Origin of the sequence: Lentzea nigeriaca (assembly GCF_016907955.1) — a bacterium.
Lineage (GTDB): Bacteria > Actinomycetota > Actinomycetes > Mycobacteriales > Pseudonocardiaceae > Lentzea > Lentzea nigeriaca.
This window is the reverse complement of record NZ_JAFBCX010000001.1, coordinates 276,532-300,245: the sequence shown is the minus strand read 5'-3', so window position 1 is coordinate 300,245 and position 23,714 is coordinate 276,532. Positions and strand designations below refer to the sequence as shown.

The 23,714-nt window shown below is 73.2% G+C and carries 2 protein-coding genes and 1 pseudogene; all 3 read right to left on the bottom strand.

What is annotated here, in order from left to right; genetic code table 11:
• Positions 1 to 99: 99 nt before the first annotated feature.
• A pseudogene (locus JOD27_RS00895) lies at positions 100 to 10,098 on the bottom strand (SDR family NAD(P)-dependent oxidoreductase); the annotation flags it as partial.
• Between the two features lie 59 nt (positions 10,099 to 10,157).
• Positions 10,158 to 18,440: a type I polyketide synthase gene (locus JOD27_RS00890; protein WP_443673954.1), complete on the bottom strand. Its 8,283-nt coding sequence runs from the start codon at positions 18,438 to 18,440 to the stop codon at positions 10,158 to 10,160.
• Complete coding sequence (locus JOD27_RS00885; protein ID WP_372441669.1) at positions 18,437 to 23,668, bottom strand: type I polyketide synthase; 5,232 nt, start codon at positions 23,666 to 23,668, stop codon at positions 18,437 to 18,439. Before JOD27_RS00885 ends, JOD27_RS00890 begins: the two co-directional genes overlap by 4 nt.
• Between the last annotated feature and the right edge of the window lie 46 nt (positions 23,669 to 23,714).

The window sequence follows — 23,714 nt, the reverse complement described above, 5'->3', positions numbered from 1 at the left end:
CTTCCCCTCGTCGCAGGCCTTCCGGTAGAGCAGCTGGATGGAGCCGGTCTCCTGGAACTCCTCCACAGCGTCCTCTGTGGACGTTGCGACTTCCTCCCGCGGCACGAGCTCGCCGCTCAGGTACGAGACGAGCGCGTCCGCCGTGGGGTGGTCGAACACGAGCGTCGCGGGCAGGCGCAGCCCGGTGAGGCCGATCAGCCGGTTGCGCAGCTCGACGGCGGTGAGCGAGTCGAAGCCCAGCTCCGGGAAGCCGACACCGTGCGGAATCGCGTCCGGTCCCGCGAAGCCGAGCACGCCGGCCACCTGGGTCAGGACCACGTCCCGCAGCACGGCTTCGCGTGCGTCGCCGGTGAGCCCCGCCAGTCGTTCCGCGAGTGACGCGGCGTCCTCGGCGGTCGCGGCCTTGCGCGCCGCGGGCCGGACGAGACTGCGCAGCAACGGCGGCACACCACCCGCCCCGAACTGCGCCCGCAGTGCGGCGACGTCGAGGTGCATCGGCACCAGCACCGGTTCGTCCGTCCCGCGGGAGGCGTCGAACAGGCGCAGGCCTTCTTCCGACGACAGCGGCCGCAGACCGGCGCGGTTCACCTTGTCCCGGCCGACGTTCTTGGTCAGGTCGCTGGCCTCGTCCCACAGACCCCACGCCAGCGACGTGGCGGACAGGCCCGCCGCCCGCCGGTGCGTGGCCAGCGCGTCCAGATAGGCGTTGGCCGCGGCGTAGCCGGCCTGTCCCGCGTTGCCCAGGACACCGGCCGCGGAGGAGAACAGGACGAAGTCCGTCAGCTCGATGTCACGGGTCAGCTCGTGGAGGTGCCACGCCGCATCGGCCTTGGGCGCGAGCACCGCGGCCAGCCGCTCCGGGGTGAGGCCGTCGAGCATTCCGTCGTCGAGCACACCGGCCGCGTGGACCACGGCGTGCAACGGGAACTCCGCGGGGATGGCGTTGATGACCTCGGCCAGCGCGTCGCGGTCGGACGCGTCGCACTCCACCACCGTTGCTTTCGCTCCCGCTGCTTCGAGGTCCGCGATCAGCTCGTCGACCCCGTCCGCGGTGCGACCGCGGCGGCTGGTCAGCACGAGGTGCCCGGCGCCGGCGTTCGCCACGTGCCTCGCCACCAGACCGCCCAGCAGACCGGTTCCGCCGGTGACGAGCACCGAGCCGGCCGGGTCGAACCCGGCCGCCTCGGTCTCCGGTCCGGCGGCACGGGCAAGGCGCGGTGCGAGGATCTGCCCGTTTCGCACGGCGGTCTGCGGTTCGTCGCTCGCGGCGAGGCTCGCCAGCAGCTGCTCCGGTGTCCCGGGTTCCGCGTCGATCAGCGCGAAGCGGCCGGGGTGCTCGGTCTGCGCGGACCGCACCAGGCCCCACACCGCTGCCGCGGCCAGATCGGGGACGTCCTCGCCGGGCACGGCCGCGACGGCGCCGCGGGTGACGACCGCGAGGCGCTCGGAACCCTTGTCCGCCAGGAACTCCTGCAGCCGCGAGAGAGTCTGGGCGGTGGCCGCATGGAGGTCGGGCGAGGTGACTTCGAAGAGAACAGCCGACTCAGCACCGGTGGCGACGGCCACCGGCGTCCACTGCACGCGGAACAGCGGGTCACGCCGTGCGTTCAGCGCCTCGGCCGACACCGGTCGCGTCACCAACGACCCGATCGTGAGCACGGGCGCACCCGTGCCGTCGGTGATGTCGAGCTGCAGACCGTCCTCGCCCGCCGGGGTGATCCGGACCCGGATCGCCGCCGCACCAACGGCATGCAGGCTCACACCGGTCCACGCGAACGGCATCCGGGCACCGCCGTTCGCGTCGCCGGCCACCATGCCCGCGTGCAGAGCGGCGTCGAGCAACGCGGGGTGCAGGCCGAACCGATCCGCGTCGGCCGCCTCGACGGCGACCTCCGCGAAGATGTCCTCGCCGCGCCGCCACAACGCCCGCAGGCCCTGGAACGCCGGCCCGTACCCGAACCCGCGCTCGGCGAGCGCGTCGTACGCGCCGTCCAGTTCGACCTCGGTGGCACCGGTGGGCGGCCAGTCGGTCAGCGACGTCCCGGCGGCCTCGCCGGTGCCGAGCAGCCCGGCGGCGTTGCGCGTCCACGGCTCCTCCGAACCGGCCGGACGCGAGTGGATGGTGACGGCACGGTCGGCGCCGACGGTCACCCGCACCTGGATCCCGCCCTGGGCGGGCAGCACGATCGGCGCTTCCAGCGTCAGGTCCTCCAGCACCGGAACGCCGGCGTGCGCTCCTGTCTGGAGCGCGAGCTCGACCAGCGCGGTGCCAGGCACCAGTGCCGTGCCGAGCAGCGTGTGGTCGGCGAGCCACGGGTGGGTGCGCAGCGACAACGCGCCGGTGCAGAGGTAGCCGCCGTCCGGCAGCGCCACCACCGCACCGAGCAGCGGGTGGTCGGCGGCCTCCAGTCCGGCCGACCCGAGATCTCCTGCTCCCGCAGGCGATTCGAGCCAGTAGCGCTCGCGCTGGAAGGCGTAGGTCGGCAGGTCCACCCGCTGCGCGTCGTGGAACGCCTCGGTCCAGTCGACCCGCACACCCCTGACGTACGCCTCGGCGAGCGAGGTCAGCATCCGCACCTGCCCACCGTCTTCGCGGCGCAGCGTGCCGACGGCGATGACCGGCTTCTCCGCCGTCTCCTCGATCGCCATCGTCAGCACCGGATGCGGGCTGCATTCGATGAAGACACCGTGGCCCGAGTCGAGCAGTTTCTCCGTGGCCGCGGCGAACTCGACGGTCTCCCGCAGGTTCCGCGCCCAGTAGGCGGCGTCGAGTGCGGTGGTGTCGAGGAAGTCGCCGGTGACGGTCGAGCAGAACGGGATCTCCGAGGTGCGCGGCGTGATCGGCGCCAGCACGTCGAGGAGGCGTTCGTGGATGCGGTCGACGTGCGCGGAGTGCGAGGCGTAGTCGACGGGGATCAGCTTGGCGCGCACGCCGTCCGCCACACACGCGTCGACGAGCTCGGCCAGCGGACCGGCGTCTCCCGAGACGACCACCGAGGACGGGCTGTTGACGGCGGCGAGCGAGAGCCCTTCCGTCAACCGGTCCCCCGCCGCCTCCGCCGACAGCGACACCGAGGCCATCCCGCCGCCGTTCAGCACAAGGATCTCCTTGCTGCGCAAGGCGACCACCCTGGCGCCGTCGTCGAGCGACAGCGCACCAGCGACGACCGCGGCGGCGATCTCACCCTGACTGTGCCCGACGACCGCGGCGGGTTCGACGCCATGAGCGCGCCAGACCGCTGCCAGCGACACCAGCACCGCGAACAGCGCCGGCTGGACCACGTCGACGCGGCCGAGGTCACGTCCCTCGCGCAGCACGTCCACGACGGAGAAGTCCACATAGGACGACAGCGCGGCGGCGCACTCGGCCATGCGGCCCGCGAACACCGGTGAGGTGTCGAGGAGCTCGGCCGCCATGCTCCGCCACTGCGAGCCTTGGCCGGGGAAGACGAACACGACCTTGCCCGGCCGGGTCGCCGTGCCGCGCAACGGGTGCACACCTGCTGTCACGGCGTTCAGACCGGCGGTGAACTGCGCGGCGTCGCGGCCGATCACCACGGCCCGGTGGTCGAAGGTGGCCCGCGTGGTCGCCAGGGACCAGCCGATGTCCGCCGGGCCGGCGGTCACGGCCTTCAGCGCCTCGGCCTGGCCGCGCAGGGCGGCCTCGGACCGTGCCGAGACGACCCAGGGGACGACCGCGGCGGGGCGTGCCAGGCTGTGCGCGACCGGGTCCGGGCTCTCTTCCAGAATCGCGTGCGCGTTGGTACCGCTGACCCCGAACGACGACACCGCGGCCCGCCGCGGCCGCCCGGTCTCCGGCCACTCCCGAGCGCCGGTGAGCAGCTCGACCCTACCCGCGGCCCAGTCGACGTGCGGCGACGGCTCGTCGACGTGCAGCGTCGCCGGCAGCACACCGTGCCGCATGGCCTGCACCATCTTGATCACACCCGCGACACCGGCCGCCGCCTGCGTGTGCCCGATGTTGGACTTGACCGAACCGAGCCACAACGGCTCCTCCGCACGGTCCTGGCCGTAGGTCGCCAGCAGGGCCTGAGCCTCGATCGGGTCGCCCAGCGCGGTGCCGGTGCCGTGCGCCTCCACGGCGTCCACATCGGACGGGGACAACCGGGCGGCGGCCAGCGCGGCGCGGATCACGCGTTGCTGCGCCGGGCCGTTCGGCGCGGTGAGCCCGTTCGACGCACCGTCCTGGTTCACCGCGGTGCCGCGCACGACCGCGAGCACGCGGTGGCCGTGGCGGCGTGCGTCGGAAAGCCGTTCCACCAACAACATTCCCGCGCCCTCTGCCCAGCCGGTGCCGTCGGCGGACGCGGCGAAGGACTTGCACCGCCCGTTGCCCGACAGACCGCCCTGGCGGCTGAACTCGAGGAACGCGGTCGGTGTGAACATCACGGTCACACCACCGACGAGCGCGAGCGAGCACTCCCCCGACCGCAGCGACTGCGCGGCCAGGTGCAGGGCGACGAGCGAGGACGAGCACGCGGTGTCGATCGTGACCGCGGGCCCCTCCAGCCCGAAGGTGTAGGCGACCCGGCCGGACGCGACGCTGCCCGCGCTGCCGTTGCCGAGGTAGCCCGCGAGGTCGTCGGGCACGGAGGTGAGCCGCGAGACGTAGTCGTGGTACATCAGGCCGGCGAAGACACCGGTCCTGCTGCCCCGCAGGGAAACGGGGTCGATGCCCGCGTGTTCGAACGACTCCCACGCCGTCTCCAGCAGCAGCCGGTGCTGCGGGTCGATGGCCATGGCCTCGCGCGGTGAGATGCCGAAGAACTCCGGGTCGAAGCGGTCGGCGTCGTAGAGGAACCCGCCCTCCGGCACGAAGTCGGTGTCGGGCAGGTCCCAGCCGCGGTCGGCCGGGAACCCCGAGATGCCGTCGCGGCCCTCGGTGAGCAGGTCCCAGAACTCGTCCGGCGAGCTCACGCCGCCGGGGTAACGGCAGCTCATGCCGATGATCGCCAGGGGCTCGTCGACCGGCGCGGACACCTGCGCCGAGGTGACCGGCGCCGCCGCCCCGCCCAGTTCCGCGACGAGGTGCTCGACCAGCGCGGCGGGGCTCGGGTAGTCGAAGATCAGCGTGGCCGGCAGCCGGAGACCGGTCGCGCCACCGAGGCGGTTGCGCAGCTCGACCGCGGTCAGCGAGTCGAACCCGAGGTCCTTGAACGCTCCGTCGAGGTCCACCGCGGCGGCCGAACCGTGCCCCAGCACCGCGGCGACGTGCGTGCTCACCACGTCCGCGAGCACCTCCCGCCGTGCGGGTTCGTCCAGACCGGCGAGGCGCAGCGCGAGGGCGTCGTCGACCGCTTCGCCCGCGCGCCGCATCGGTGTGCGGACCAGGCCGCGCAGCATCCAGGGCAGCATCCCGGCCGCCGCCTGCCTGCCCAGAGCGGCCAGGTCGAGCCTGCTCAGAACCGACACCGGCGCGGAACCCGCCAGGGCGGCGTCGAACAGCGCGAGTCCATCCACCGTGGACAGAGGAACCATGCCACCGCGGCTCATCCGGCGCAGGTCGGCGTCGGCCAGGTCCGCGGCCATGCCCGTGGCCCAGGCACCCCAGGCCATCGCGGTGCCCGGCAGACCGGCCGCGCGGCGGTGGGTCACCAGCGCGTCGAGGAACGCGTTCGCGGCGGCGTAGTTGCCCTGCCCCGCGCCGCCGAGCACACCCGCGGCGGAGGAGAACAGCACGAACGCGGACAGCGGCCGGTCGCGGGTCAGCTCGTGCAGTGCCCAGGCGGCGTCGACCTTGGGCCGGAACACGGCTTCGAACCGTTGCGGTGTCAGCGATTCCACCACGCCGTCGTCGAGCACACCCGCCGCGTGCACGACGGCGGTGAGGTCGGGGATGCCGTCGAGCACGGCGGACAGCGCGTCCCGGTCGGCGACGTCGCACGCGACCACGGAAACGTCAGCGTCCAGCTCCGAGACGAGTTCCGCGGCTCCCGGGGTGTCCAGCCCGCGACGGCCGGTCAGCACCAGCCGGCGAACGCCCTGCTCGACCAGGTGCCGGGCGACCAGCGCACCGATGCTGCCCAGACCACCCGTGATCAGCACGGTGCCGTCGAGGGAAACGTCCACATCGGACTCGTCAGCGCGAACCAGTCGCAGCATCCGCAGTTCCCCGCCACGACAGGCCAGTTGAGGCTCGCCGGTGGCCGCGGCCGCCGCGAGGACGTCGTCGGCGAGGTCGTCGGTGTCGACGTCCAGGAGCACGAACCGGCCGGGGTTCTCCGACTGCGCTGCCCGCACGAGGCCCCACGCGGCGGCCGCGGCCAGGTCGGGCACGTCGTCGCCGTCGTGCACCGCCACCGCGCCACGCGTCACGAACACGAGCCGGGCATCGGCCGGGTGATCACCGGACAGCCAGTCCTGCAGCCGCTCCAAAGTCGTTGCGGTCGTCTCACGGACCTGCGAGGGCACCGCCCCCGCAACGGAAGGAAGTCGCACCACCTCGACTCCTCCGGCGAAGTCCCCGGCCGGAGCAGGCTGCCAGTCCGGGCGGAACAGCGCGTCACGCAGACTCCGGGAGGCGTTCAGCGCGTCGGCGGCCACCGGCCGCGAGACCAGCGAACCGATCGTGGCAACGGGCTTGCCCGCGGGGTCCGCGAGGGTCAGCGACACGGCACCGGTTCCAGCAGGAACCAACCGGACCCTGACCGCGGAGGCACCGGCGGCGAACAACGAGACATCGGTCCACGCGAACGGCAACCGCCCCTGAGGTGCCTCGTCGGACGCCAGGCCCGCCGCGTGCAGGGTCGCGTCGAGCAGCGCGGGGTGCACACCGAACCGCTCCGCCGCGGCGGCGTGCTCTTCGTCGAGCGAGACCTCGGCGAACACCTCCGCGCCCCTGCGCCAGGCCGCGCGCAGACCGCGGAAAGCAGGCCCGTAGTGGAAACCCGCGGCCTCGACGGCGTCGTAGATCCCGTCCACCGGCACGGGCTCGGCCCCGGCGGGCGGCCACACGGTCAGGTCCGGTCCGGCCGGGGCCGTCCCCGGAGCCAGGAAACCGGTGGCGTGCCGCACCCACGGCTCGTCGAACGCGGCGTCCTCCGGCCGAGAGTGCAGGCTGACGGTCCGGCGGCCGTCCGCGTCCGGCGCGCCGACGGACAGCTGCACCTGGACACCGTCGTCGCCGAGGACGAGCGGGGCTTCGAGGGTCAGTTCCTCGACGCGGTCGCAGCCCGCCTGCTCCCCCGCCCGCAACGCGAGCTCGAGCATCGCGGTCCCCGGCAGCAGCACCGTGCCGAGCACGGCGTGGTCGGAGAGCCACGGGTGCGCCCGTCGCGACAGCACGCCGGTGAACAGGAAGCCCTCACCGGCGGCGAGGGACACCGCGGCACCGAGCAGCGGATGCCCGGTCGCGCCGAGGCCGACCGCAGCCACGTCGCCGTCGGTCTCCTTGGCGTCCAACCAGTAGCGCTCGCGCTGGAACGCGTACGTCGGCAACGGAATCCGCCGGGCACCGTCGAACAACGCGGCCCAGTCCACCTCACGGCCACGGGTGTGCAGCCGGGCGACCGCGGCCGCGAACGTCAGCGGTTCCGAGCGCTCCGGTCGCAGCGTCGCAACGGCCGCGACCTCGTCCGGCACGCACTCACCGACGAGCGCCGCCAGCCTGCCGCCGGGACCGACCTCGACGAACGTCGTCACGCCCGACTCGTGCAGCGTCGCGACGCCGTCCGCGAACCGGACGGTGGCGAGCACGTGCGCGACCCAGTACTCCGGGCCGAACTCGGTGACCGGCTTCCCGGTCACCGTGGACACGATCGGAATGGCCGGCGTGCCGAAGGAAAGACCCGAGATCGCGGTCAGGAACTCCTCGGTCATCGGCGCCATCAGCGGCGAGTGGAACGCGTGGCTGGTCGTGAGCTCGCGGGTCTTGCGGCCCTTGTCCGCCCAGGCCGCGGCGACCGCCGTGACCGCCTCGGCAGGACCGGCGAGCACCACCGAGCCCGGCCCGTTGACCGCGGCGATCGCGATGTCGTCCGGCAGCGTCGGGCTGATCTCGCCCTCCGCCGCCGCGACGGCGATCATCACGCCACCCGAGGGCAACGCCTGCATCAGCCTGCCCCTGGCGGTGACCAGCGTGACCGCGTCCGCCAGCGAGAGCACACCGGCGACGTGCGCGGCCGCGATCTCGCCGATCGAGTGCCCCAGCAGGAAGTCCGGCCGCACGCCCCAGGCCTCGAGGAGCCGGAACAGCGCCACCTCGACGGCAAACAGCGCGGGCTGGGTGAACTCGGTGTCGTCGATCCGGTCGCCGTCGAACACCGCCGTCCGCACGCCGGGGTCGAGCTCGGCCAGTGCGGCGTCGAGCGCGGCGCGGAACACCGGGTAGGTCTCGTACAGCTCGGTGGCCATGCCCTGGTACTGCGCGCCCTGCCCGGAGAACAGGAACGCGGTCTTGCCCGGCGCGGCCGTTTCCGTGACGGCGGTGGGTTTTCCGGCCGCGAGGTCGGCCAGCCCCGCCAGCAGCTCCTCGCGGTCGCGGCCGAGCACGACCGCGCGGTGCGGGTGCCGCGCGCGGGTCGTCGTGGTGAAAGCGGCGTCCACAAGGGACGGTTCACCTTCCAGGTGGTCCAGCAGCGCGGAAGCCTGGGCCGCAACGGCGTCGCGGCTGCGTGCCGAGATCAGCAACGGCAGCACCGGCGGGCTCACGCGGTCGGCCGGCGCCTCCGCTTCGGGCAGTTCGAGGACGACGTGGGTGTTGGTGCCGCTGACACCGAACGACGACACACCGGCGCGGCGCGGCCGTCCGGTCTCCGGCCACGGCCTGGCCTCGGTGAGCAGCTCGACGGCGCCCGCGGTCCAGTCGACCCGCGGGTTCGGCTCGTCGACGTGCAGGGTCTTCGGCAGCACGCCGCGACGCATCGCCTGCACCATCTTGATCACACCGCCGACACCGGCGGCGGCCTGGCTGTGGCCGATGTTCGACTTCAGCGAGCCCAGGTAGAGCGGCTCCGGTTTCCGATCCTTCCCAAGGGGCCGGTTCTGGCCGTACGTGGCGAGAACCGCCTGCGCCTCGATGGGGTCGCCCAGCACCGTGCCGGTGCCGTGCGCCTCCACCGCGTCCACTTCGGACGGTTCCAGTCCCGCGGCCGCGAGCGCTTCGAGGATCACCCGCTGCTGGGCCGGCCCGTTGGGCGCGGTGAGGCCGTTGGACGCGCCGTCCTGGTTCACCGCGGTGCCCCGCACGACGGCGAGCACGGGGTGGCCCAGCGCGAGCGCGTCGGAGAGCCGTTCCACCAGCAGCATGCCGGCGCCCTCGCCCCAGCTGGTGCCGTCGGCGGAGGCGGCGAAGGACTTGCAGCGGCCGTCCGGCGCGAGGCCCCTGGCGCGGCTGAACTCGATGAACGCGGTGGGCGTGGACATCACGGTGACACCGCCGGCCAACGCCAGGTTGCACTCACCACGGCGCAGTGCGGCAACGGCCAAATGCAGTGCCACCAACGAAGACGAGCACGCAGTGTCGATGGTGAGCGCCGGGCCCTCGAACCCGAACGTGTACGCGACGCGACCGGACGCGATGCTGCCGGCGCTGCCGTTGCCGATGAATCCCTCGAAACCATCGGGCACCGGCTGCAACCGAGCCGCGTAGTCGTTGTACATCACACCCGCGAACACACCGGTCCTGCTGCCGCGCAACGACGCCGGCGCGAGGCCCGCCGACTCGACCGCTTCCCATGACAGCTCCAGCAGCAGCCGCTGCTGGGGGTCCATCGCGAGCGCGTCCCTCGGCGAGATGCCGAAGAAAGCCGGGTCGAAGTCGGCGGCACCGCGCAGGAAGCCGCTCTCCCGCACGTAGTACGTGCCCAGGTTGTCCGGGTCCGGGTCGTAGAGCTTGCCGAGGTCCCAGCCGCGGTCGTCGGGGAACTCGGTGATGCCCTCCCGAGCCTGGTCGACGAGGTCCCACAGCCCGTCGGGGTCCGCGACGCCACCGGGGTACCGGCAGCTCATCCCGACGATGGCGATCGGTTCCCTGGCCCTCGCCTCGAGCTCGGCCAGCTGCGAGCGCGTCGCGCCGAGCCGCTGCCGCGTCTGCTGCAGGTCTGCCGTCGCCCGCTTCAGGTAGTCGCGGAGGGTGTCTTCGTTCGCCATTGCGGGGCGTCTCCTCGGGGTGGATCGGTGGGTCGGCGGACGGCCGCTCAGCGGACCTCGACGTCCTGGTCGATCAGTGCGAACAGCTCCTCGTCCGTGGCGGTGCCGAGGTCTCCACCGGTCACTGCGCCGTCCTGGTCACCGGTCTGCGGGTAGAGGGTTCCAAGCAGCACTTCCAAACGGGTTCTAAGAACCGTCAGCGTCGCTTCGCCGGGGGTAGCGGCGGCCAGACCCGCTTCGAGCTGCGCCAACGCTGTGAGCGCCGGGTCGGCGGCCACCGTGGCGGGCTCGCTCAGTTCCGAAAGGAGGAAGCCGGTGAGAACCACGGGGTTCGGGTAGTCGAAGATCAGCGTCGCGGGCAGCCGGAGTCCCGTCGCCGCGGCCAGGTTGTTGCGCAGCTCGACCGCGCTGAGCGAGTCGAACCCGAAGTCGCTGAACGCCCGCTCCGGGTCGACCGCGTCGCCCGACGCGTGTCCCAGCACGGCCGCGACCTGCGCCCGGACCAGCTCGAGCAGCACCGCCTCGTGCTCCTCCGGTGGCACGCCGACCAGCAGCGCGTCGTCGGTGGGAGCAGCCGACGGACGCCTCGCCGCGCGGATCAGCCCGCGGAACAACGGCGGCACGGTGCCCCCGCCGATCCGCGTCCGCATCGCCGCGATGTCCAGCTCCATCGGGAGCAGGACCGGCTGGGTCAGGCCCAGCGCGGTGTCGAACAGGGCGAGCGCGTCCTTTGAGGCCAGCGCGCCGAACCCGCCGCGGTTCATCCGCCGCCGGTCGACGTCGGTGAGCTCGCCGAGCAGCCCGCTCGACTGCTCCCACAGACCCCACGCGAGCGACGTCGCGGGCAGACCGCGCGCGTGCCGATGACGGGCCAGGGCGTCCAGGACGGCGTTCGCCGCGGCGTAGTTGGCCTGGCCCGCGTTGCCGAGCGTGCTCGCGGCCGACGAGAACATCACGAACGCGGCGAGGTCCTCGTGCCGGGTCAGCTCGTGCAGGTGCCACGCCGCGTCCGCCTTGGGCCGCAGCACGGTCGCGAACCGCTCCGGGGTCAGCGATGCCAGCACGCCGTCGTCGAGGACACCGGCGGTGTGCACGACCGCGGTCAACGGGTGCTCCGCCGGGATGCCGGCCAGGAGCACCGTGAGGGCATCGCGGTCGGACACGTCGCACGCCACGACCGACGTGTGCGTGCCGAGAGCGTCCAGTTCGGACACGAGCTCACCGATGCCCGGCGTGTCCTGACCGCGGCGTCCGGCGAGCACGAGGTGCCGGACGCCCTGGGCCGCGAGGTGGCGGGCCAGCAGGCCGCCGAGGGTGCCGGTGCCGCCCGTGATCAGCACGGTGCCGTCGGGGTTCCACAGCCGCGGCGACGGTTCCTGGACCGCGACCCGTGCCAGCCGAGGGGCGAGCAGCTCGCCGCCGCGCAGCAGCACCTGCGGTTCACCGCCGCCGAGGGCCGCGAGGATCGCCGCGCCGTCGGGTTCGCCGTCCAGGTCGAAGAGCGTGAACCGGTCGGGATTCTCGGCCTGAGCCGTGCGGACCAGGCCCCAGGCCGCGGCGGCCGCGACGTCGGTGACCTCCCGTTCCGCGCCTCGGGTGACGACGACCAGGCGGCCTTCGGGGCGAGTGAGCCAGTCCAGCACGCTCGCGAGAACGTCGGTGGTGACCTGGTGGATGTTGCCCCCGACGACCGGCAGGAACACGAAGTCCGGGGTCTGCTCGGCCGGGAGATCGGCCAGGGTGTCGTGGGACGTGACGACTGCTCCCGCGCCGCGCAACGCCTCCGCCAACGCGGTGTCACCAACGACCACGCAGGTCGTCGCGGAAGTGGTCGCCGTAGCAGCAGGCGCCCACTCCACCTGGAACAACGACCGGTGGTGTTCCCGCCGAGCCTCGATGCCCGCCGCCGAGATCGCCCTCAACAACAGCGAATCGGCCGAGGCGACCGGCCGTCCCGCACCGTCGGCAACGGTCAGGCTGATGGTGTCCGGCCCGACCGGCGCCAACCGGACCCGCAGGCTCGCCGCACCGGACGTGCGCAGCGCGACCCCCGACCACGAGAACGGCAGGTGTCCGTGTCCCTTCGCACTGACGAAGTCGCCGAGTCCGACGGCGTGCAGCGCGGCGTCGAGCAGGGCCGGGTGCAACCCGAACCGCCCGGCCGAGTCCCGCTGTCCCTCCGGCAACGCGACCTCGGCGAAGACGGCGCCGCCGAGCGACCAGGCCGCCCGCAGCCCCTGGAAGGCCGGACCGTAACCGAACCCGTTGTCCTGCAAGCCGTCGTAGAGCCTGGCGACGTCGATGACGTCGGCGCCCTCCGGAGGCCACACCGCGAGACCGGCCACCAGACCGGGCTCCTCCGGCGTGAGCGTCCCGGTGGCGTGCAGGCTCCAGGAGTCATCGGTGGCCGAGTGCACGGTGATCGACCGCTTGCCCAGGTCGTCGGCCGCACCGACGGCCACCTGGACCCGTGCCGCGCCCCGAGGCGGGATGACCAGGGGTGCGGCGAGGGTCAGTTCCTCGATCGCCGCACAGCCGACCTCGTCGGCGGCGCGCAGCGCCAGTTCGACGAACGCGGTGCCGGGCAGGATCACGGTGCCCTGCACGGCGTGGTCGGCGAGCCACGGGTGCGTCCTGACGGAGAGCGACCCGGTCAGCACACAACCGCCGGAACCCGGCAGCTCGACGGCCGCGCCGAGCAGCGGGTGCTCCGCCGCCGCGAGCCCCGCGGCGGTCACGTCCGCCGCCGCCTGCGACGGCTCCACCCAGAACCGGTCGCGCCGGAACGCCTGGGTCGGCAGCCCGACCCGCCTGCCGGTCACCACCGCGGCCCAGTCCGGCGTGACGCCGCGGACGTGCAGCCGCGCCACCGCGCCGAGCGCGGTGCGGAACTCGTCGTGACCGGCGCGCAGGACCGGGATCGCGTCCTCGACCATCGCCGAGAGCACGGCGTCCGGACCGAGTTCGACGAACGTCCGCGCACCGCGTTCCCGTGCCGCCGCAACGGCGTCGGCGAACCTGACGCACTCGCGGACCTGCCGCACCCAGTACGCCACAGAGCCGTCACCGCGTCCCTCCACTGTGGACACGAACGGAATCACCGGCTCGGCGGGGGTGAGCCCGTCGACGGCCGCGGCGAACTCGGCCAGCATCGGTTCCATCAGCGCGGAGTGGAAGGCGTGGCTCGTGTTGAGGCGCTTGGTCTTCGCGAACCGGGCGGCGATCTCGGTGACCGCGCTCTCCTCACCGGACAGCACGACCGCGTTCGGACCGTTCACCGCCGCCAGGGAAACACCGTCCGGCAACGGCAGGACGTCCTCTTCCGACGCCTGCACGGCGATCATCACGCCACCCTCCGGCAGCGCCTGCATCAGCCGGCCCCGTGCGGCCACCAGCGTGGCCGCGTCCTCGAGCGTGAGCATCCCGGCGACGTGCGCCGCCGCGATCTCGCCCACCGAGTGGCCGAGCACGACGTCCGGCCGCGCGCCCCACGACTCCAGCAGGCGGAACAACGCGACCTCGACCGCGAAGATCCCCTGCTGCGCGAACTCCGTCCCGTCCAGCTCCGGGGCACCGCCGAACACGACCTCCCGCACCCGCGGGTCGAGATGCGCGCAGGCCTCGTCGAACGCCGCCGCGTACACCGCGGACTGCTCGTACAGCTCCCGGCCCATCCCGGCGCGCTGGGAACCCTGGCCGGTGAACAGGAACGCGACACCCCCGCTCACCGCCGGACCCTGCACGAGCGAACGGTGCGGACGGCCCTCGGCCAAGGCGTCGAGGCCGTCCAGGAGCTCGTCGCGATCCGCCGCGAGCACAGCGGCCCGGTGCTCCAGAGCAGCTCGCCCGGTGGCCAGCGTGTGGGCGACGTCGGCCGGCGCGAGCTCGGGGCCGATCCCGTCCCGGAGCTTCGCCGCCTGCGCGCGCAGCCCTTCCGCGTCCCGCCCGGACACCACGAAGGGCAGGACGGGCAACGACTCGGCCGGGGTGCCGGCGACCGCGGGCGGCTCCTCGATGACGACGTGCGCGTTGGTGCCGCTGACGCCGAACGACGACACCCCCGCGCGGCGCGGCTGATCGGTCCGCGGCCAGTCCACGGCCTCGGTCAGCAGCTCGACCGACCCCGCCGTCCAGTCCACGTGCGGTGAAGGCGCGTCGACGTGCAGCGTCTTGGGCAGCACGCCGTGGCGCATCGCCTCGACCATCTTGATCACACCGGCGACACCGGCGGCGGCCTGCGTGTGCCCGATGTTCGACTTCAACGACCCCAGCAACAACGGCCGATCACGATCCTGGCCGTAGGTCGCCAGGACCGCCTGCGCCTCGATGGGGTCACCCAGCACCGTGCCGGTGCCGTGCGCCTCCACAACGTCCACATCGGACGGTGCCAGGCTCGCGTTGGCCAGCGCGGCTCGGATCACACGCTGCTGCGCGGGCCCGTTCGGCGCGGTGAGACCGTTGGACGCGCCGTCCTGGTTCACCGCCGAACCCCGCACCACGGCGAGGACCTCGTGCCCGTTGCGCAGGGCGTCGGACAGCCGTTCCACGAGCAGCATGCCGGCGCCCTCCGACCAGCCGACGCCGTCGGCGGCCGCGGCGAACGACTTGCAACGCCCGTCCGGCGCGAGCCCGCGCTGACGGCTGAACTCGATGAACCCGGCAGGCGTCGACATCACGGTCACGCCGCCGGCCAGCGCCATCGAGCATTCGCCGTTGCGCAGCGCCTGTGCGGCCAGGTGCAGCGCCACCAGCGACGACGAACACGCCGTGTCCACGGTGAGCGCGGGGCCCTCGAAACCGAGGCTGTAGGCGATCCGGCCGGAGATCACGCTGGACGCCGTGCCGGTGCCGACGTACCCCTCGGCCTCGGCGGGGATGGTGGCGAGCAGCGAGCTGTAGTCCTGCGCCGAGGTCCCGGCGAACACGCCGACCTTCGCGCCGCGCAGGGCCGTGGGATCGACGCCGGCGTGGTCGAACGCCTCCCAGGACGCCTCCAGCAGCAACCGCTGCTGCGGGTCCATCGCCAGCGCCTCGCGGGGCGAGATCCCGAAGAACCCGGCGTCGAACTCGGCGGCGCCGGTGACGAACCCGCCCTCGATCGAGTACGTCGTGCCGGGCCGCGACAGGTCGGGGTCGAACACCGCGTCGACGTCCCAGCCGCGGTCGCCGGGGAACACCGAGATCGCGTCGGTGCCGGTGGCGACCAGCCGCCAGAGATCGTCCGGCGAGCTCACCCCGCCCGGATACCGGCAGCTCATCCCGATGATGGCGATGGGTTCATCACTCGCCACGATGGTCTCTTCGGCGACCGCGGTGTCCACGCCGGACAGTTCGGCGTCGAGGAACGCCGCCAGCGCCGCCGGGGTCGGGTGGTCGAAGACGAGGGTGGCGGGCAGTTCGCGGCCGAGCGCGGTGGCGAGCGACGTCCGCAGCTCGACGGCGGTGAGCGAGTCGAAGCCCAGCTCCTTGAACGGCCGGTCCGCCCGCACCTCGTCGGCGTTCTCGTGGTTGAGCACGACGGCGGCGTGCCCGCGGACCAGGTCGGTCAGCTCGCGAATCCGCTCGCCTCCACCCAGTCGCAGGGCCGCCCGCCGCGGTTCCGGCTTCGCGGCGGGCTCGACGAACGTGCCGGAACCGGTGGCCTCCAGCCAGAACCTCGTGCGCTGGAAGGGGTAGGTCGGCAGGTCGACGCGACGTGCCCCGCTCCCTTCGAAGTAGGCGGCCCAGTCCGGCTTGACGCCCCGCGTGTGCAGACGGGCCAGCGCGGCGACGGCCGACCGCACTTCGGACCGTCCGGCGCGCAGTGCCGCGACGGCCGCGCCGTCCGGCAGGCAGTCCTGGGCGAGCGCGCTCAGCACGCCGTCCGGTCCGAGCTCGAGGAACGTGCGGACGCCCTCGGTGTGCAACGCGGTGACGCCGTCGGCGAACCGGACGGCCTCCCGGACGTGCCGCACCCAGTAGTCCGGGTCGGTGACCAGGCCGGGTGTGACGAGCGCGCCGGTCACGTTCGAGACGAGCGGAATCCGCGGCTCCGCGAAGGAGATCTTCTCGATGGCCGCACGGAAGTCGCCGAGCATCGGGTCCATCAGCGCCGAGTGGAACGCGTGGCTGGTGGTGAGCGCCTTGGCCTTCCCGAACGCGGCCGCGACCTCCGCCACCGCGTCGGCTTCGCCGGACAGGACGACGGATCGCGGACCGTTGACGGCGGCGATCGACACGCGCGGGGTCAGCGCCGCCCGCACCTCTTCCTCACTCGCCCGGACCGCGACCATCGCGCCGCCCTCGGGCAGCGCCTGCATCAACCGTCCACGCGCCGAGACGAGCTTCTGCGCGTCCCCCAGAGAGAACACCCCGGCGACGTGCGCGGCCGCGATCTCCCCGATCGAGTGCCCCAGCAGGAAGCCCGGCCGCACACCCCAGGCCTCGAACAGCCGGAACAAGCCCACCTCGACGGCGAACAACGCCGGCTGGGCGAACTCGGTCCGGTCGAGCTCCGCCCCGCCGTCGAGGACCAGTTCCCGCACCCGCGGGTCGAAGCCGGCGCAGACCTCGTCGAACGCCCGCGCGTACACCGGGAACGCCGCACACAGCTCACGTCCCATTCCTGCGCGCTGCGAACCCTGCCCGGTGAACAGGAAAGCGACATCGCCCGGCGCGACCGCGTCCCGCACGACCGACGACGACGGCTCCCCGGCCGCGATCGCCCGCAACCCCGCGGCCAGGTCGTCCCGGTTCTCCCCGAGCACGACCGCTCGTTCACCGAAAGCGGCCCGGTGCAGCGCCAGCGAAGCGGCCACCGACACCGGATCCGCGTCGACTTCCAGCAGCTGCGCGGCCTGAGCGCGCAAGGCGGCCTCGGTCCGTCCGGAAAGGACCCACGGCAACACCGCGGGCGACTCGCCGATCGGCGGAACCTCCTCGTCCGGCGCCTGTTCCAGCACGACGTGCGTGTTGGTGCCGCTGACACCGAACGACGACACCCCGGCACGGCGCGGGCGACCGGTCTCCGGCCAGTCCACGGCCTCGGTGAGCAGCTCGACGGCGCCCGCTTCCCAGTCCACGTGCGGCGAGGGCGAGTCGACGTGCAACGTCTTGGGCAACACGCCGTGGCGCAGGGCCTCGACCATCTTGATCACGCCGCCGACACCGGCCGCCGCCTGCGTGTGCCCGATGTTCGACTTCAACGACCCCAGCAACAACGGCCTCTCACGGCCCTGCCCGTAGGCCGCCAGCACCGCCTGTGCCTCGATCGGATCACCCAGCACCGTCCCGGTGCCGTGCGCCTCCACCGCGTCCACATCGGACGGAAGCAGACCCGCGTTCTCCAGCGCCGCACGGATCACCCGCTGCTGCGCGGGCCCGTTCGGCGCGGACAGCCCACTGCTGGCGCCGTCCTGGTTGACGGCGGTACCGCGGACCACGGCGAGCACGGGGTGCCCGAGGCGGCGCGCGTCGGAAAGCCGTTCCACCAGCAGCATCCCGGCGCCCTCTGCCCACGCGGTGCCGTCGGCCGCCTCGGCGAACGACTTGCAGCGGCCGTCCGGTGCGAGCCCGCGCTGACGGCTGAACTCGATGAACCCGGCCGGGGTCACGATCATCGTGACGCCACCGGCCAATGCCATGGTGGTCTCGCCGCGGCGCAGCGACTGCACAGCCAGATGGAGCGCCACCAGCGATGACGAACACGCCGTGTCGACGGTGATCGCCGGGCCCTCGAAGCCGAAGGTGTAGGCCACGCGCCCAGAGGCGACGCTGCCCGCGTTGCCGCTGCCGAGGTAGCCCTCGACGATCTCCGGCACCGACGTGAGCCGCGCGGCGTAGTCCTGGTACATCACGCCCGCGTAGACGCCGATCTTGTGACCGCGCACGGTCGCCGGGTCGATCCCGGCGCTCTCGAACGCTTCCCACGACGTCTCCAGCAACAGCCGGTGCTGCGGGTCCATCGCCAGGGCCTCGCGCGGGCTGATGTCGAAGAAGCCGGGGTCGAAGTCGGCGGCACCGGACATGAACCCGCCCTGCCGCACGTACGACTTGCCGGGCTTGTCAGGATCCGGGTCGTAGACGTCGTCGGCGGTCCAGCCGCGGTCGCCCGGGAAGTCCGAGATGGCGTCGGCACCGGAGGCGACCAGCCGCCACAGGTCGTCCGGCGAGGAGACGCCGCCGGGGTAGCGGCAGCTCATCCCCACGATCGCGATCGGCTCGTGGTCGCGTTCCTCGAGCTCGTTCACCCGGCCGCGGGCTTCACGCAGGTCCTTGGCCGCCTGCTTGAGGTAGTCGCGCAGCTTCTGTTCGTTCGACATCCGGTCGCTCCTGGGTTCGGGGTGGCTCACGAGATCCGCAGCTCGTCGAGGACGCCGAACAGCTCGTCGTCCGAGGCCGCGTCGATGTCGTCGGCCACGGTCGTGTCGCTCCACTGCGACAGCAAGTCCTTGAGACGCAACGTGATCGCTGCGCGGGCAGCGCCGTCGCCCGCGAACGGCGACAGCAGGGTTTCGAGGCGGCCGAGCTCGGCCAGTGCGGGGGCGAACGCCGGCCCGTCCTCCGTGCCGAACCGCTGCGCGAGAAACGCCGCGAGCGCGTTCGCCGTCGGGTGGTCGAACACCAGCGTCGCCGGCAGCCGCAGGCCGGTGGCGGTCTGCAGGCGGTTGCGCAGCTCGACGGCGGTCAGCGAGTCGAAGCCCAGGTCGAGGAAACCGCGGCCGGGTTCGATGACGCCGGGCCCGGCGTGGCCGAGCACCGCCGCGGCTTGGGCCCGCACCAGCGTGAGCAGGACCCGGTCTCGCTCGTCCGGCGTCAGGCCTGCCAGCTGGCGGCGCAACGAGGCGTCGCCGCCGGCAGCGCCGCGCCGGACCGGCGTGCGGACCAGGCCGCGCAGCAACGGCGGCACGACCTGGTCGGCCCGCGGGCGCAGCGCCGCCGGGTCGAGCTGCACCGGCACCAGCACCGGCTCGCCCACCGCGAGAGCAAGGTCGAACGCCGCCAGGCCGTCCTCGGCGGTGAACGCCCGGGATCCGGTGCGGCGCAACCGGTCCTGACCGGTCCGGCCGAGGGTTCCGGTCAGCTCGCTGGTGTCGGCCCACAGGCCCCAGGCGAGTGACTGGGCCGGCAGTCCAGCGGCCCTGCGGCGCCGCGCCAGCGCGTCGAGGCAGGCGTTGGCGGCGGCGTAGTTGCCCTGGCCCGGCGTGCCGAAAGTGCCTGCCGCGGAGGAGAACAGGACGAACGCGGAGAGTTCACGTTCTCGCGTCAGCTCGTCCAGGTGCAGGGCCGCGTCGACCTTCGCGCGCAGCACGGAGTCGATCCGGTCCGGTGTGAGGGCCTCGACGACACCGTCGTCGAGCGCACCCGCTGTGTGCACCACGGCAGCGAGATCCGGCACCGCGGCGAGAACCTCGGCGAGCCGCGCGCGGTCGGCGACGTCGCAGGCCACCACGGTGACCTCCGCGCCGAGTTCGGTCAGGCCGGACACGACGTCCGCGGCACCGGGCGCGGCGTACCCGCGGCGGCTCACCAGGACCAGCCGGCGAGCGCCGTTGCGGGCGAGGTGCCCCGCGACGAGCCGGCCGAGCGTCCCGGTGCCGCCGGTGATCAGCACGCTGCCCTCGACGGTCCACGGCTCGGCGGCCTCGGCGGGCACAGGAGCCAGTCGCGGCACCCAGATCCGTCCACTTCGGACGGAGAGCTGGTCCTCGTCCGCCGGCAGAGCGGGGAGCGGATCGCCGGGCTGTTCGAGATCGAGCAGCACGAACCGCTCGGGGTGCTCCGCCTGGGCCGAGCGCACGAGGCCCCACGCGGCCGCGGCGGCGACATCGGGTTCGTCGGCCGTCGCACCGGACGTCACGAACACGAGCCGCCGATCCTCGCGGAGCGATGCCTGGATCTCCGCCAGCACCGCACCGAGCACCGCACGCACGTCGTCCCCGACGACGCGGACGAACTCGGCGTCCGACTGCGCCGCGGTCCCGTTCACCGGCACCCAGTCGACGCGGAACAGCGGACCTGACCGCCTGGCCGCCCGCACCTGGCCCGCCACCACGGGACGCGAGACGAGCGCGTCGACCGCCGCGACCGGAGACCCGGACTCGTCGGCGACCTCGACGCTCAACGTCTCGCCCGCCTGCACGAGCCGCACGCGCAACGCGGTCGCCCCGGCCGCGTGCAGCCGCACCCCGGTCCACGAGAACGGCAGCCGCCCGGTGCCCTCGGTGGTGAGCGAGCCCAACGCGATGGCGTGCAGACCCGCGTCGAGCAGCGCCGGATGCACGCCGTACCGCGCGGCTTCACCGTGGTGCTCCCGCGGCAACGCGACCTCGGCGAACACCTCGTCGCCACGCCGCCACACCGCCCGCAGCCCCTGGAACACCGGCCCGTACTCGAACCCGCGCTCCGCCGCGCGCCCGTAGACGTCGTCGAGTGGCACCGGTTCGGCGTCCACCGGCGGCCACAGGACGAGCCCCGAGGCCGGGCCGGTGTCCCCCGGCGCCGCGAACCCGGCCGCGTGCCGCGTCCACTCGGCGAGCGGGTCGTCCTCCGGCCGCGAGTGCAGCGCGATGGCCCGGCGACCGTCTTCCGCGGCCGCACCGACGGTCAGGTGAATCTGCACGGCGCCGTCCCGCGGCAGCACGAGCGGTGCTTCGAGAGCGAGTTCCTCCACCTCGGCACACCCGGCCTCGGCCGCGCCGTGCAACGCGAGCTCGACGAACGCCGTGCCCACCAGTAGCACCGTGCCGTGGACGGAGTGCTCGGCCAGCCACGGGTGCGACCTCGGGGAAAGCCGTCCGGTGAACAGGAACCCGCCGTCGTCCGGAAGCTCGACCGCCGCACCGAGCAGCGGGTGCCCGGCGTCGGTGAGACCCGCGGAACCGAGGTCCGCGACGCCGGTCGAAGCCGGGAGCCAGTAGTGCTCGCCCTCGAACGGATACGTCGGCAGCGCGACGACGTTCGCGCCGTCGAAAGCGTTCGCCCAGTCGACGGGAACCCCGCGCACGAACGCCTCGGCAACCGAGCGCGAGAACCGCTCCGAGCCACCGTCGTCGCGCCGCAGCGACCCGACGGCGACGACCTCGCGGTCCGCGTCCTCCGCGGTCTCCTGCACCGCCGTCGTCAGCACCGGGTGCGGACTGCACTCGACGAACACGCGGTGCCCGTCGGCGAGCAAAGCCCTCGTCGCCTGCTCGAACTCGACGGTCTGCCGCAGGTTGCAGTACCAGTAACCGGCGTCGAGCTGGCTGGTGTCCGCGGGGCGGCCGGTGACGGTCGAGTAGAACGGCAGTTCCCCCGCCCGCGGGCGCACCGGCTCCAGGACCTCGAGCAGCCGTTCCTCGATGGCCTCGACCTGCCCGGAGTGCGACGCGTAGTCCACCGGGACCCGCCGCGCCCTGATGCCGTCCGCCGTGCACCCGTTGATGAGCTCTTCCAGCGCGTCCGGCGTTCCGGAGACGACCACGGACCTGGCCCCGTTCGCCGCGGCGAGCGACAGCCCGGTACCGGCGATGCGGACGTTCACTTCCGACGCGGGTGCGGCCACCGACACCATGCCGCCCGCGCCGGCGAGGCTCGCCAGCTCGCGGCTGCGCATGGCGACCACGAGCGCGGCGTCCTCCAACGACAGCGCGCCCGCGACGCACGCGGCGGCGATCTCACCCTGGGAGTGGCCGATCACGGCGGCGGGCTCGACCCCGTGCGCCCGCCACACCGAGGCCAGCGACACCATCATCGCCCAGATCGCGGGCTGCACGACGTCCACTCGCCGCAACGCGACCTCGTCCGACAGCACGTCGAGCAGATCCCAGTCCACAAAAGACTTCAGCGCGTCCGCGCACTCGCGCATCCTCGCGGCGAACACCGGTGAGGATTCCAGAAGTTCCCTGCCCATGCCGGTCCACTGCGAACCCTGGCCGGGAAAGACGAAGACCGCGCCACCGGTGGCGGACGGCACGCCCTCGACGACCCCGGGGTCCGGCTCGCCCGCGGCCAGTGCGGCGAGGCCGCGGCGCAGGTCGTCCCGGCTGCCGCCGAACACGACCGCGCGCTGCTCCAGCGCGGTCCTGGTGGTGGCGAGCGAGAAGCCGACGTCGGCCGGGTCGGCGTCGAGTCCGGCCAGTTGCTCGGCCTTGGTGCGCAGGGCGGCCTGGGTCTTGGCGGACAGCACCCAGGGAACGACTCCCGCCGCACCGGATGTCGGGTTCGCCGCGGCCTCGGGCGCCTCCTCCAGGATCACGTGCGCGTTCGTCCCGCTCACCCCGAACGACGACACCCCGGCCCGCCTCGGCCGGTCCGGCACTGCCCAGGGCTTGGCCTCGGTCAGCAGCTCGACCTCACCCGAAGCCCAGTCGATGTGCGGCGAAGGCGCGTCGACGTGCAACGTCCGCGGCAACACACCGTGCCGCAACGCCTCGACCATCTTGATCACACCGGCGACCCCGGACGCCGCCTGCGCGTGCCCGATGTTCGACTTCACCGATCCGAGCCACAACGGCGCACCCGCCCGCGCCTGGCCGTACGTCGCCAGCAACGCCTGCGCCTCGATCGGGTCGCCCAACTCGGTCCCGGTGCCGTGCGCCTCGACGACGTCGACCTCGGCCGGGGTGAGCCGCGCGTCCGCCAGCGCCAGCCGGATCACCCGCCGCTGCGCCGGACCACTGGGCGCGGACAGGCCGTTGGACGCCCCGTCCTGGTTGATCGCGGAGCCGCGGATCACCGCGAGTACGTTCCGCCCCTTGGCAAGCGCGTCGGACAGCCGTTCCAGCAGCACGACCCCGGCGCCCTCGGCCAGCCCCATGCCGTCGGCCGCGGCCGCGAACGCCTTGCAACGCCCGTCCGGAGCGACACCGCGCTGGCGGCTGAACTCGATCAGCACGGCCGGCGTCGACATCACCGTCACACCACCGGCGAGCGCCGCCGTGCACTCACCACGCCGCAACGCCTGCACCGCCAGGTGCAGGGCCACCAAAGACGACGAGCACGCCGTGTCGATGGTGACCGCGGGCCCTTCGAGGCCGAGCGTGTAGGCGATCCGTCCGGAAAGGACACTGCCGGCCTTGCCGGTCACGAGGTGGCCCTCGACGCCCTCGGGTGCGGACTGCATCGGGCCGCCGTAGTCGGAGAAGCCGCCGCCGACGAACACGCCCGCTGGTTCGCCGCGCATCGACGCCGGGTCGATGCCCGCGTTCTCGAAGGCCTCCCAGGCGATCTCCAGCAGCAACCGCTGCTGCGGGTCCATCGCCAGCGCCTCACGCGGGCTGATCGAGAAGAAGCCCGCGTCGAACTTCCCTGCGTCGCGGTAGAAGCCGCCACCACGGGCGTACGTGGTGCCCTGGCTGTCCGGGTCCGGGTCGTAGAGCGCCTCGACGTCCCAGCCGCGCTCGGCGGGGAACTCGCCGACCGCGTCGCCGCCCTCGGCGACCAACCGCCACAGGTCGGCTGCCGAGCGTACCCCGCCGGGATAGCGGCAACCTGTGCCAACGACAGCGATCGGTTCGTGCGCCCGGTCTTCGAGATCGGCGAGCCGCTTGCGGGTGTCGCGCAGGTCCGTGGTGGCGAAGCGGAGGTAGTCCCGCAGCTTCTCGACGTTCTGCGCATCGGGCGTGGCCATGGTGGTGCTCCTT